This window comes from uncultured Parasphingopyxis sp. (genome assembly GCF_937129435.1).
Lineage (GTDB): Bacteria > Pseudomonadota > Alphaproteobacteria > Sphingomonadales > Sphingomonadaceae > Parasphingopyxis.
This window is the reverse complement of record NZ_CAKZNF010000038.1, coordinates 1-11,973: the sequence shown is the minus strand read 5'-3', so window position 1 is coordinate 11,973 and position 11,973 is coordinate 1. Positions and strand designations below refer to the sequence as shown.

The window sequence follows — 11,973 nt, the reverse complement described above, 5'->3', positions numbered from 1 at the left end:
CCCGTCGTCTTCATCCTCTGGGGCAGCTACGCGCAGAAGAAGGCGGCCTTCGTCCAGAGCGCCGAACAGGGCGGAAGGCACCTCGTCCTCAAATCCCCGCACCCCAGCCCGCTTTCGGCGCATAACGGCTTCTTCGGCTGCCGGCATTTTTCGAAGGCCAACGCGTTTCTCGAAGCGCAGGGGCTCGAGCCTGTCGACTGGGCGCTACCGGCGGAGGGTTAGAAACGCACTTGCCCTAAAGCCGTTTGCCCTGAGCCTGTCGACGGGCTGCCTTTCTTCTGTCTCCGTCAAAAGTGAAGTACAGGGCTTCGAAAGGCTCAGCCCGAGCGGATTATTGAAACGGAGACCCGCCATCCGAAATCTATTACCAGCCGCAATTTGCGCCCTTGCCATCGCCGCTTGCGCCCCCGCTGCAGAATCGGCCGACACTGCAACAGAGGCCCAAGGGTCCGCACAGCCCACCCCGCAGCAGGACTTCATGGCCCGTATCGCCGAGCATTGCGGCCGCGCCTATGAAGGCGAGCTCGTCTCCTCGGACGACGCCGATGCCGATATGGCACGCGAACGGCTCGTCATGCATGTCGCCGAATGCGGCGAGGGCGAGATCCGCATCCCCTTCCATGTCGGCGACGATCGCTCCCGCACCTGGGTGCTGACGATCAACGGCGCGGACAGCCTCACGCTGAAGCACGATCACCGCCACGAAGACGGCAGCGAAGACGCCGTCACCCAATATGGCGGCACGACCGCCGAGGTCGGCACCGCCACCCGCCAGGAATTCCCGGCTGACGATTTCAGCAAGGCGCTGTTCGAACGTGAAGGACTGAATGTGTCGGTGGCGAACACATGGGCGATGGAGATCCACGACGAAACCTTCGCCTACGAACTCCGCCGCCCGGAGAGCGCCGATGGACGGTTTTTCAGGGTGGAGTTCGATTTGAGCGAAGAGGTGGAAACGCCACCGCCGGTTTGGGGGAGCGACGGCGCAAATTGAGTACTCCGTAATCCCCCTCCCCTTGATGGGGAGGGGTTAGGGGTGGGGTGACCCCTCGGCAAGGTATTGCGCTATCCGCTCCGCGACACCTTCCGGATTTCCCAGAATTTCATTGTTCCAGAACCGCAGCACCTGATATCCGTCAGCCTCGATCACAGCATCTCGCCTGCGATCATCCTCGCCGCCATGCTGCCCGCCATCCGCCTCGATGACGAGCCAATACCTATGACTCGCAAAGTCGCAAATGTACTGCCGGATCGGTACCTGCCGCCGAAACCGCGCTTCAGGAAATTTCTCGCGCAACAGCCGCCACAGCTTCTTCTCGGCCTCTGTCGGCTCGCCGCGCAGCCGCCGCGCGCGCAGTGTCGCACCGGGAGGGGGATGCCGTTTCATGATTGTCAGAGCTTATCCGCGAAGTTGGCGCACTTAAACCTTCCCCTCGATGGGGAAGGAGCGAGACTTGGCAGCTTGCTGCCTTGTCGCAGAGGTAGGGGTGATCCGACCACGAACACCAACGCCCGCTGAGAGGTCACCCCCACCCAACCCTCCCCCATCAAGGGGGAGGGCTTGCCGTTTGTTGTGGGCGGCGGCGACCCCGCTCGACTTCCTTCGCCAAATCCCGAACGTACGTGTTGAAATCGACCTGAATCGTATGCCGCTTTGACGCGTAGAAATGGCCGAGGTGGATCGCCTCGTCGGCCTTGATCACCCGCTCCATCTCCTCGCGGCCCGGGAACGCGTAGTCGCCACGTAGCGCCGCCGCGACCAGCTTGCTCTGTTGTTCGGCGAAGTTGACGAGGGTCGGGAGAGGCTGGGCCAGCCCCAGGAAGAACAGGTTCTCATAGCCCGGTTTCACCATGCGCTTGTACAGCGGGAACGCGTTGTTCTCGTCGGCCTGGAGCGCGGGATCGGTGAAGAAGGGGAAGCTGATATTGTAGCCGGTGGCCCAGATGATCGCGTCCACCTGCTCGCGTGAACCGTCCGCGAAGATCACGCCGTCGCCGTCGAGCCGATCGATCGCGCCCTTCGGCGTGATGTCGCCGCAGCCGACGCGCGTCAGGAATTCGCCCGACACGCTGGGATGGCCTTCGAGCGGTTCGTGATCGGGCTTGGGCAGGCCGTAATCCTCCATCCGGCCGAGCTGCTTCTTGATCATCCGCTGGGCGAGCTTGCGGCCGAGTTTCGACGGCATCCAGCTCGGCAGCACTGCCTTGTCCGCCGGCTGGCCGTTGGCGTATTTGCCCAGCACCCAGACGCCGCGCCGCATCGAGATGAAGAGCTTCGCCGCCAGCGGCCGCTGCGACAGCTCGCTCGAAATATCCATCGCCGAATTGCCGCCGCCGACGACCATCACGCGCTTGCCGCGATAGTCATAGGGCTCGAACGGGTCGGAATAGGCGTGGCTGTGCGTCTGGTGCCCATCGAAATGGCCGGGATATTCGGGCGTGCGCGGGTCCCAGTGATGGCCGTTGGCGACGATCAGCGCGTCATATTCACGCGTCTCGCCCGTCGATAGCGTCACCGCCCAGCGGCCGTCGTCCAGCCGTTCGGCGCGCTCCACCCTGGTTTCGAACTCGATCCCGTCACGCAGGCCGAAATGATCGACATAGTCGTGGAAATATTGGAGCAGCTCGCTGTGATGCGGGAAATCGGGCCAGTCGTCGGGCACCGGGAAGTCCTCGTACGCCAGCCGGTATTTCGACGTGTCGATATGCAGGCTCTGATAGCAGGCCGACATGCCGTTGGGGTTCTTGTAATACCAGTTGCCGCCGATATCGTCCGACGCCTCGAACTGGTCGTAGGGCAGGCCGAAATCCTTGAGCCGCTTGGCCATCGAAATGCCCGAAGGGCCGGCGCCGATGATGCAGGATACGGGTGCGGTCCCACTCTCTCTCATGGGCGCAGCATAGCCACACCCGCCCCGGCGATGCCAGCATCTTTTACGTTAGCGTCAACCGGGAGCCGGCGGAGGGCCTCGCCCCCTTAGCGCAGGCTTCGCTCCATATTCTGCGCCCGGCTGCGCGACTGCGCCATCGCCCGTTGCACGGACTGGTTCAGTTCCATCTGCGCGGCGCTGAGCCGGGCGGCATGCCCGTTGAACTCCGCCAGATCGGCATCATTTGTGAAGGCCGGCTGGCCGCCCTCGAGCTGCCAGCGGCCACGCGCCAGGACGCGGCACATATCGGCTGCGGCAGCGGCGATGTCGGCGTTCAGCTCCCAGTTGCGGCGATAATTGCGCGCTCCATCGGCCTGCCCGCCGCGAAAACCGGTGAGAAAGTCCTGATAGTCGCGCGGATTGTCGATGACGCGCCGCGCCATCGCCTCGATCTGTTCGATACGTTCGGGGAAGTGCGTTGCATTTTCGTCCGCCTCGGCCTCCAGCGCGGCGATCGCATCGCAACGCCGCAGCACGGGGCTCGACGGCGTAACGTTCCGGAATTCCAGCAACTCGATCATCCCGGCCTGTGTGGCCTGCCGCAGGAAGCGGCGATCGTCGCTGGTGATGATGTTGTAGCTTTCGGCGGTGACGCGTTCGGCAGGGCCTGCATTCTCGTCGACCTCCATCATCCCGACGCCATCGCCCGATTCGAGCTGGTCGTTGATGTCGTTGACGGTATCGAGTGCGGCGCGCGCATCGTCTTCGTCCATCGAAGAACTGCCCGAACAGGCCGAAACGGCGAGCGCCGCAGCAATACCCCATGCGACAATTCCGAACTGTTTCATGATCTTGTTCCCTCGTTGCGATCGGCGATGCTAATCCGGCACTGCGCGTGCGACAAGCCGGATCGTCGCGGGGCTTCCATCGAGCACCATTGCTGGCCTTGCCCGATGTGCAGGGCTATCATCGCGGTTCGCAACAGGGGAGACATGGCATGCCGGACGGAGACAAAACACTATCGGGTCACTGCCTGTGCGGCGCGGTGACGGTGGAGGCGACACCGACGCGACCGCATGTCGAGGCCTGTCATTGCGACATGTGCCGCCGCTGGGGCGGCATCGCCTTTCTCGGCATCCAGTGCGGCGACACGGTCTCGTTCGAAGGCGAGGATCATATCGTCCGCTACGCCTCTTCGGACTGGGCCGAGCGCGGCTTTTGCGGGAAATGCGGCACGAACCTGTTCTACCATTTCAAGCCGGCCGGTTTCTATTCGCTGACGGCAGGCCTGTTCGACGATCTCGGATCGATGACGATGAGCGAGGAGATCTTCATCGACGAGAAGCCGGGATATTACAGCTTTGCCGAAGACACGGTGAAAAAGACCGGCGCCGAGGTGATCGAGGAGGCCAAGGCCGCCGGGTTCAGCTTCGACTAGGCCGCAACCGCCCTACTGATAGTCGACGGTGACGGTGTAGGTTCCGGAATAACTGCCGGCCGGCGTGCCCGGCTGCGCCCAGAGCGAGCCGGTGATCCTGAATTCCAGCGCGCCCGATGCGTCGAGCACGGCGTTCGAGTGGAAATAGGATTGCATCGTGACGCCGCTGCCGGTGAAGACGACATTGCCGATCTCGACGCTGTTGCCGCCCGAATGCAGGAAGAAGTTGCCGGGCATCGAGATGTGAACGCTGTGATTGGGTTCGCCGCTCACATCGAACGTGCCGGGCTGCGGGCTGCCGCCGCACCACTGAAAACCGACGCAGTTGGTCGATCCGTTCGTTGCCATGTCGATGATGCCGCCCCCGGCCGCTTCGGAAAAACTGCCGAAACTCAGAACGTCTCCGGCGCTGACGCTGAGCAGACCGAGAATCCGGGCATCGGCATGGGCCGATTCCATGCCCGCCTGCGCCGCCGTTGCCCCGCCGGCCGTCAGGCCGATCATACCCAGCAGGCGCGCCGCGCCCTTCGCATATTCCATTGCCTGCCCCCCGACATACCGATTTTCTGCACTCGCCCTACCCCCGCAAGGGTGAGTATCGGCCTGACGGGGATGCTTAAAGTCGCGTCAAGGAAACCGGCACAGCGTCGCTATGACACGCGCATGCGCCAGAGAAACACCAGGAATGCGACCGTAAAGAGCGCATCGCCGATCAGCAGCGGGCCCGTGATTTCGGGAACCGTCCCGGCCTTCACCGCCGGATAGAGCAGGATGATCACGCCGGTCTTTCCTGTAACGCCCGCCCATATCGCGGGCGCAAGCCGTCTCGGCGCCCAGGCCACCAGAGCGTAAAGAATACCGAAACAGGCGACAAGCAGGCCGACAACACGGTCCGCAGGCGCCGCGGCGGGGTCAAGCATCCCGCCGATACCGATAACGAGATTGTAGAGGGCGGCGAAGGCGAAAAATACAACCCAGCCTGCCGCCACCGGCCTTTCCACCGTGGAACCATTCATCCCCTCACCCTCCCCTTGTGCGATATTCTATTCCAACCAGCGAAGCGCGACGATCGCCGGATAGTCGGTGCTCATTACATTGCCATCGCCATCATATTGCGTGCCCGCGCCCATGCGGATTTCGGCAAGGCGGCCGCGCGCAGCTTCGGGCAGGCGCTGCATCTCGACCCATGGGCGGCAAATATCTGCCTCGCATAAAGCCGATCCTCCCGACCCATAAGCCTCGGTCAGGTAGTCGACATAGCAGTTGTCGCCGCACGTGATGCCGGTGATGCGTACCGCGGTCCAAGCCTCACCGTCGGCCGGCTCGGTCGACGCCTCGTCGTCCGCCGAAGCGGCTTCGCCGCCGGAATATGGCTTCGCATCGGTCCATGCGCAGCCCTCACGATCTTCCTCGCCCAGATCGAGCATCGCGAAATAGGGATAGGTGCGATCCGACATCCCGTCGCTGCACTGGCCCGGCGTGACGGCGAGCGTAAATTCCCTGCCGTCCATCGTTCCGGTCCAGGAAACACCATTGCGCCCGGGAAAGCGCTGCACTTCGAACGCGTGGCCATCCGGGGTTTCGGGCGTCGAATAGATCAGCGTCCCGCCCGTCACCTCGCCGCCCCAGAAGGGCTCCGTCCCGGTGAATTGCAGCCTGTCATTCGGTCCGATCTCCGCAAAGGGAGCCGGGTCCTCGGTATCGCCCGGGATATTACCGGGGTCGCCGCCACCGGTACACGCGGCCAGCATCGCCATTGCGGCAAAAGCCATCGTCCGTCTCATTTCATCGCTCCTCAACCCGGCCAGCCGTGCGACAGCAGCTTTACCGTCACGCGCCCCGTCGCGACATGCATACCATCGGCATCGGTCGCCGGGAATTCGGCGGTGCAACCGGCCGAACCCTTGCGTTCGAGATCGGAGAGCAGGCCATCAGCGATTCTCCCATGATGCCATGGCGACGGCCGAGGCCCTCACCTCCAGTTCGATGACGCTCACCGCGGTGACGCCCGCATTCTCGTCGGTCACCGCCACGCGGACTCGATACACACCAGCCGCATCGCCGGGTTCGAACTCGATCGCGATCCCGTTGGGCGATAACGACAACAGGCCCGCGCCATCCGGCGGACTTTGATCCCAGACCGTATGGGAGAACGGCTCCTCATATACGCCGCCACCGGGGTCGGCGATGCTGGTCACCGCGGTGAGGTGGCAATTGCCCGATGCGTCGGGCGTACAGCCGCCGAAGATGATGAACTGGTAGAGGGGGATGCCGATCGTCGCGCGTGTCGTGGTGGTCAGTGTCGGCGGCGTCGGCTGATTCCATTCGCGCAGGAAGCGATCATCGTCATCGCTCCAGAGCTGAAGGATGCGGAGATCGCCGGCCTGTGCGGAGCCATGCGGTGTGGATTGCGCGGCAGCAGGAATTGAGGACAGCAACCACGCGATTACCGCCGCCAGCATGCCGCCCCTCATATTGCGGTACCCGCAGAAGCAGAAGCGCCGCCGGTATTGGCCATCCTTCCCTCCCCTCTCGTGCAAAGTCCTATCGTCTCGAATGCCTCTTGTCTCGTTGCATCGCGCCCTTTGTCACGCGCGAGACACCAATCCGGCGCCAAAGCGGACCGGGTTTCGCTCGCAATGTCCGTTTGGCTGCGCTTTCCATTGTCCGGTGCAAAAGGGGGGTAACATGCGGCAGAACAGGCGTGGTCGGCTCACGGCGTTCGCGATGGCAACGACGATCCTTGCGATGCCGGGCGCAGTATTCGCACAGGCGGAAACGCTCGATCAGGAAATCGCGAGACTCGAAGCCGAGCAGCAAGCCATCGCCGAACGGCTTGCCGCCGCCCGCATGGCGCGACAGACGCGGATCGCGGAGCTTCGCGCCGAACTGGCAATGCTGGAACAGGCCGAGGCTTCGCGCTCCGTTCCCGCCCCCGCGACGCAGCCGAACCCGGAGGAGAGCGAGCCTCCTGCACCGGAAGACGATCAGGCAGCGGCCGGCCAAGGCCAGCAGACGCTCACCGACCGCGAACGCCGGCGGCGGGAAGAAACAGAAAATTTCTTCGACACCAATTTCGGCCTCGGCCTCTCGCTGACCCGCGATCTTGGCGACAACGATCGCATCGCCGCCGCCGAACTCGATCCCAATGGGATCGTCCGCATTACCGACGAAGAGAACGATCTGGCGCGGCTGATGCTTGAGGCGCATCACTTCTTCACCCCGTCGATCTTCGGCGGCGATTCCGAAGGGCTGTGGGGCTGGGGGCCGTTCGTCGCCGTTCAGCCCGGAGAAGGAGAGATCATCGATGCCGTCGCCGCCGGATTGATGGTGGGATTTCGCTACAGCCGGGAATCGAGCAACAGCTTCAACATCGGCATCGGATACATAGTCGATCCCAATACCCAGATACTGGGCGAAGGCATCGTGGCCAATCAGCCGCTCCCGGAGGGCGAAACCGAAATCCGGTTCCGCGAGACGTCGCAGCATGGTCTGTTGATCATGACGTCCTTCAGTTTCTGAACAGCGGGACAGGCTGTTCCAGCCCCCCTCGCACCGCTCCGACGATTTCCCGCTGCGGCGCAGGGGCCCCTCCGCCTGTTCGCCTCGCCGTCGCCCCCGCTACAGGAAATCGTCGACGAGTTCGAATATCGCAGCACCGGCGATCAGCGGCGCCGCCAGCCACAACATCACCTTGCGGACCTGCATATCGACACGGCCTGTGCGGATCCGTCGCATGCCGGCAACGATGCCCAGCACGCCGATCATCCCGATCAGGGCAAACAGCGCGAGGATGCCATAGGCCATCAGTCGCGTGCCGTTGAAGCTCTCTCCCGTCGGATCGAACATCAACGGCACAAGGAGCCAGGCCAGAAGCGCCATCCCCCCGGCCAGCAAGATGCCGACCACGACGCTGACCCAGCCGCCCGCCCGCGCGGACCGCATCGTCATCGTCCTGCCGCCGCAATAATCGCACGTCTCCGCCACCCCCGATAGGGGACCGCGCAATCCGGCGCCGCGCAAATCCTGTCCTCGCTCATAGTCTAGGCCTCCTGCCGGGCACTTCTAGCCTATCCGCACCGACTGCGCTGTGTCCGATCGCACAGCGCCTAGCGGATCAAGAAGTCGCACTGGTCCCGCCTCCACGCGCACGAGGCGAGCAGCCGGAAAGCGGCAGCGTGGCGTAGGGTACGGGTTGAAGCGAACTGGCACATTCCACGGAATGAAACAGATTTCGGTCGTGTAGGACAGGATACTCTGCCGACCGCTCACTCGATAACATCGTCGGCTACTTTCCATGCCCGCACGCCTTGACTGCCAAGCTGTATTGCTTCACTAATACAGTATGAAGCACAAGTTCATGACCGCCCTCGCGCTTTCAATTGGGTGGCTCGGCACCTCCGCTCACGCAACGCCTCCCGCCGCCGAACCGCCGGTATGCGCGGTGCCGGTCATCCCCCAAAGCGACATCGATATCCGCGTCCCGTTCGATATCGTTCATGGCCGTGTCTATCTGGAGGCACGGGTCAATGGCGAGGGGCCCTTCCGCTTCGCCGTCGATACCGGGGCGAGCGGCTGGGGCCGCGCCGATGCCAGCCTGACCGGGGCGCTCGGCCTGCCGGTGCAGGGAACGACCGAGACCAGCGACGGCGTCTCCGAGGCGACGGTCGAGACCGTGCGCTTCGATACGCTCGAACTCGGCGGCCTGGTGCGCCGCGATCTCGAGGTCATAACCCGCGATTACAGCAGCGGCGCGCCGCCCGAGGCCGCGTTTTCCGGCATCATCGCGAGGCAATTCTTCGAAGACGGGCTGCTCGTGATCGACTTTCCGGCCCGGACGCTGACCTTCAGCCGCTCCGCCCCGCCGCTCGGCGAAGCGGGGTCGCTCGGCTATGAACGGCCCTTCCGCATCCCCGTCCGAATCGGCGAGAGGCTGGTCCAGGGCCAGCTCGATACCGGCGCCGACGTCACCCTGGTCCTGCCACAGGCGCTTTATGACGACGTCGAGGCAAGCGCGGTGGCGAGCGCCGGCAACGCCACCCTGACCAACACCGTCATCGAAAGCGGGCGAGGCACCGTGCGCGGCCCGGTCGAGATCGGCGGGATTAGCCTCAGCGAGGTCGAGGTGCGCGTCTCCGGCCGCTATCCCGAACTGCTTATAGGCGGTCATGTGTTGGGCGACGCCGTCGTAGCGATCGACCAGCGCAGCCGGCGCGTGTCGGTGTGTCCCGCGGGAGAATAACCCATTGCGTACGCCGGCAATGACCGGGAACGATCGCACGCCATTCACTCGATGATATAGCCGGAGACCTTCCACGTGCCGCCTTCGGGCGACAGCGACAGCGTCTCCGTCACATCCGCACGGTTTTCGAAGCTGGTGCGGAAGCGGACGAGGCTCAGGCCGTTCGGGCCGCCGGGGATGAGTTCCTCGCTGACCGCCTCGCGCGACGTTACGGTGCCGAGCGGCACGCGGACATCCTCCGAGACCGAGGACCAGATTTCCAGCGTGTTGACCGATCGGAACGAGTCTGCCGTCTCCGCATAGCTCGCCTCCCAATTGCCCGCGTCGACGAGCTGCAGCCAGTCGCGCGCGATATCGGTCGCCGCGGCGGGTTGCGTCGCTTCGGTGGCCGGCGTCGTGGGCGGGCTGTCGGCGGGTGCGCTAAGCGCGAACAGGGCGATGGCGACGGCTATCATGGCAAGTCCTCCTGCGATCCAGAGCGCGGGGCGCCTGACAGGCGCGTTCCCGGCTTTCCGCGTGCCATCTGGCCCGGCGACCGGGGGCGGCGCATCCCCGAAACTCTTGTGGCCAAGAGAATGGGGTGCGGTGGAAGCGGGGCTTGCAGCGTCCGGACGGGGCGTATCGGCGGGCGGAGGCGCAGCAGGCGCGACCGCCTCCCCCTCCCAATCGTGGAGCAGCCGCGCCGCCACCTTGCTGCTCGGCACGGCCAGCTTGCGGCGGGCATGGCGCAGCCGGTCGTTGATCGTGTGCACCGACAGATCGAGCGCCCGCGCCATCGACTTGGCGTCATGCCCGACGAGCAGAAGGCGGAGGGTTTCCTTCTCCTTCTCCGTCAACGCCTCGATATCGTGTGTCATTGGTCCTGCCCGGTGATCGGATCGGCAGATGCTAAGGCGGAGGCGCGGCGATGTTTACCCTAAAATTCTTGTGGGCCCGATCCTGGCGCCATCCGACAAGAGGTAAGGCGGCAAATTCCGTTCATCGCGCCACTCGCGGACAAGCTGCGCATAATGTCCGACACGAAGGACATGAATGCGGCCGGCCTCCGCGCGCGACGACCATGCTGCGTTCATCAGGGCGAGTTGGTGATGACAGAAGAGTTCGTTCATATCCATGGTCGTTTGCTCCATCGCGCGCCGTCCCACAGTATCCAACAATGGCCGCCGGCGGGGTCGCGACGCCGGCGGCCACCGGGTCGGGCCGATGGCAGCGTTGCTGCATCGGCCTTTCCCAAAGCGCCCTTATGTGTGCCCTGCGGACCATCGAACGGTCCCGGGGGTATCGCCGACCGGCGCTATCGCATGGCGCAGTCGATACCCGCCCAAAGCGCGGTCACCCTAGCGTCGGGTGTGTCGGCATCCAGCAGGCCGGAAATGCCGCCGGAGACGAATTCATTGCCGAGCGTGCTTTCTTCGACGGTCACCGGCGCGCCGATCGCCGCTTCCAGCTCCTGCCGGGTCGAACCGATCGTGGCGCCGTTGGTCAGTCCCATGCCAGCGTCCTGCGCCCCGTCGCGCAATTCCCAGCCGACGAACTCTCCATTCTGGAAGGTCAGCATGATCGGTCCCCAATGGGCGAACTCCATCGGCCCTGCGCCGCATTCGTCGGACTCGTCCTGGTCATAAAGGTCGCCTGCGACAGCGGAGACGGCCTCGACCGTGTCGAGGCTGTTGGCGCCGAAGGCGATCAGGCTGTCGGGCGTGCCATCGGGCATGATCCCTTGCGAATTGACGGCGAATGCGGGGTCTTCGGCGGCCATGGCCTCCGCCTCGACCGATGCCCGTTCCTCGGCGTCGCCGGCAACAGCGCTATCGCCCTCGGCGGCGTTGCACGCGGCAAGCGTGCCCAGCACCATGCCGAGGCAAAAAATCCGGAATTTCATGGAATTATTCCCTTCCCATAGCGCGTGGAGGGTGACGGCACCCGCGTCAAGCAAATTGCACCGGCGATTGTGCGCGCATTCGCGGCGCAATGCGCCTAGCGTCGGGCCACGGGCATTCCGCCCGGCATGAAGGAACGCATCATGGCCAAGGGCCAGAAGAAATCGAACCGGGAAATCCGCAAGCCCAAGGCGGAAAAGCCGAAAAAGACCAATGCGTCCCAGCCGTCGCAGAAACCCGGCGTCGTCGCCGGGCTCGAGCACCTGAAAAGGTAACGCCGCGGCGCCGCGGTGCGCGCCTCGCCGTTCAGCCGCGCGAGAGCCGGCGGCGGTTGGCGCGTACCGGGCGGCCGTAATACGCCAGCGCGCGGCGCGTCATCTCCTCGCCCGACTGGCCGCACCCGCCCGCCATCATGGCCGGCCAGAACATCATGCCGGCCGTCATCTTTTCGCTCACCATCCGCTCCGCCTCGCGCTCGGCGATCGCGCCGCCCGTCATCATCCGCAGCGTCCGCAGCCAGATCACCATGCCCATCTCCGCGCC

General features: G+C 64.4%; 18 protein-coding genes. 6 read left to right on the top strand and 12 right to left on the bottom strand.

The window, feature by feature from the left end; all coding sequences use genetic code 11:
* The coding region (locus Q0139_RS07775; protein ID WP_298019799.1) for a uracil-DNA glycosylase family protein at positions 1-222 on the top strand (222 nt) is incomplete at its 5' end.
* A gap of 256 nt (positions 223-478) precedes the next feature.
* Positions 479-994 (top strand): hypothetical protein, encoded by a 516-nt coding sequence (locus Q0139_RS07770; protein ID WP_298019797.1) that lies wholly within the window; start codon positions 479-481, stop codon positions 992-994.
* Between the two features lie 36 nt (positions 995-1,030).
* On the opposite strand, the gene Q0139_RS07765 is transcribed toward Q0139_RS07770, so the two are convergent.
* The 3 genes from Q0139_RS07765 to Q0139_RS07755 all read right to left on the bottom strand — a co-directional run bounded on the left by Q0139_RS07765 (position 1,031) and on the right by Q0139_RS07755 (position 3,718).
* Complete coding sequence (locus tag Q0139_RS07765) at positions 1,031-1,387, bottom strand: endonuclease domain-containing protein (protein WP_298019795.1); 357 nt, start codon at positions 1,385-1,387, stop codon at positions 1,031-1,033.
* Positions 1,388-1,547: 160 nt separating this feature from the next.
* Positions 1,548-2,891 (bottom strand): NAD(P)-binding domain-containing protein, encoded by a 1,344-nt coding sequence (locus tag Q0139_RS07760; RefSeq protein WP_298019794.1) that lies wholly within the window; start codon positions 2,889-2,891, stop codon positions 1,548-1,550.
* A gap of 86 nt (positions 2,892-2,977) precedes the next feature.
* Positions 2,978-3,718 (bottom strand): hypothetical protein, encoded by a 741-nt coding sequence (locus Q0139_RS07755; protein ID WP_298019792.1) that lies wholly within the window; start codon positions 3,716-3,718, stop codon positions 2,978-2,980.
* 149 nt (positions 3,719-3,867) lie between these two features.
* Here Q0139_RS07755 and Q0139_RS07750 point away from each other — a divergent pair, with 149 nt between their 5' ends.
* A complete protein-coding gene (locus Q0139_RS07750) occupies positions 3,868-4,308 on the top strand; it encodes a GFA family protein (protein ID WP_298019790.1) in 441 nt (146 codons plus the stop codon).
* 12 nt (positions 4,309-4,320) lie between these two features.
* Here the strand turns inward: Q0139_RS07750 and Q0139_RS07745 are convergent, their stop codons facing one another.
* The 4 genes from Q0139_RS07745 to Q0139_RS07730 all read right to left on the bottom strand — a co-directional run bounded on the left by Q0139_RS07745 (position 4,321) and on the right by Q0139_RS07730 (position 6,770).
* Positions 4,321-4,848, bottom strand: coding sequence for a DUF4402 domain-containing protein (locus tag Q0139_RS07745; RefSeq protein ID WP_298019788.1), 528 nt, complete (start codon positions 4,846-4,848; stop codon positions 4,321-4,323).
* A 110-nt stretch (positions 4,849-4,958) separates the two neighbouring features.
* Complete coding sequence (locus tag Q0139_RS07740) at positions 4,959-5,324, bottom strand: hypothetical protein (protein WP_298019786.1); 366 nt, start codon at positions 5,322-5,324, stop codon at positions 4,959-4,961.
* Positions 5,325-5,351: 27 nt separating this feature from the next.
* Positions 5,352-6,080 (bottom strand): hypothetical protein, encoded by a 729-nt coding sequence (locus tag Q0139_RS07735; RefSeq protein ID WP_298019784.1) that lies wholly within the window; start codon positions 6,078-6,080, stop codon positions 5,352-5,354.
* Between the two features lie 159 nt (positions 6,081-6,239).
* Complete coding sequence (locus Q0139_RS07730; RefSeq protein WP_298019782.1) at positions 6,240-6,770, bottom strand: hypothetical protein; 531 nt, start codon at positions 6,768-6,770, stop codon at positions 6,240-6,242.
* Positions 6,771-7,035: 265 nt separating this feature from the next.
* Between Q0139_RS07730 and Q0139_RS07725 the strand changes: the two genes are divergently transcribed.
* Entirely contained in the window at positions 7,036-7,830 is a 795-nt protein-coding gene (locus Q0139_RS07725; protein ID WP_298019780.1) for an ABC transporter C-terminal domain-containing protein, read from the top strand.
* Positions 7,831-7,929: 99 nt separating this feature from the next.
* Here the strand turns inward: Q0139_RS07725 and Q0139_RS07720 are convergent, their stop codons facing one another.
* Positions 7,930-8,259: a hypothetical protein gene (locus Q0139_RS07720; RefSeq protein ID WP_298019778.1), complete on the bottom strand. Its 330-nt coding sequence runs from the start codon at positions 8,257-8,259 to the stop codon at positions 7,930-7,932.
* Between the two features lie 409 nt (positions 8,260-8,668).
* Between Q0139_RS07720 and Q0139_RS07715 the strand changes: the two genes are divergently transcribed.
* Positions 8,669-9,550: an aspartyl protease family protein gene (locus tag Q0139_RS07715; RefSeq protein WP_298019776.1), complete on the top strand. Its 882-nt coding sequence runs from the start codon at positions 8,669-8,671 to the stop codon at positions 9,548-9,550.
* Positions 9,551-9,594: 44 nt separating this feature from the next.
* On the opposite strand, the gene Q0139_RS07710 is transcribed toward Q0139_RS07715, so the two are convergent.
* The 3 genes from Q0139_RS07710 to Q0139_RS07700 form a co-directional block, all read right to left on the bottom strand.
* Entirely contained in the window at positions 9,595-10,407 is an 813-nt protein-coding gene (locus tag Q0139_RS07710; protein WP_298019775.1) for a DUF4019 domain-containing protein, read from the bottom strand.
* 54 nt (positions 10,408-10,461) lie between these two features.
* Positions 10,462-10,665 (bottom strand): hypothetical protein, encoded by a 204-nt coding sequence (locus Q0139_RS07705; RefSeq protein WP_298019773.1) that lies wholly within the window; start codon positions 10,663-10,665, stop codon positions 10,462-10,464.
* A gap of 179 nt (positions 10,666-10,844) precedes the next feature.
* On the bottom strand, positions 10,845-11,432 hold the full coding sequence (locus Q0139_RS07700) for a hypothetical protein (RefSeq protein WP_298019772.1): 588 nt from the start codon (positions 11,430-11,432) through the stop codon (positions 10,845-10,847).
* A gap of 141 nt (positions 11,433-11,573) precedes the next feature.
* Between Q0139_RS07700 and Q0139_RS07695 the strand changes: the two genes are divergently transcribed.
* Entirely contained in the window at positions 11,574-11,705 is a 132-nt protein-coding gene (locus Q0139_RS07695) for a hypothetical protein (RefSeq protein ID WP_298019770.1), read from the top strand.
* A gap of 31 nt (positions 11,706-11,736) precedes the next feature.
* Here Q0139_RS07695 and Q0139_RS07690 read toward each other — a convergent pair.
* Positions 11,737-11,973, bottom strand: a 237-nt coding sequence (locus tag Q0139_RS07690; protein WP_298019768.1) for a hypothetical protein, incomplete at its 5' end; no start/stop codon positions are given.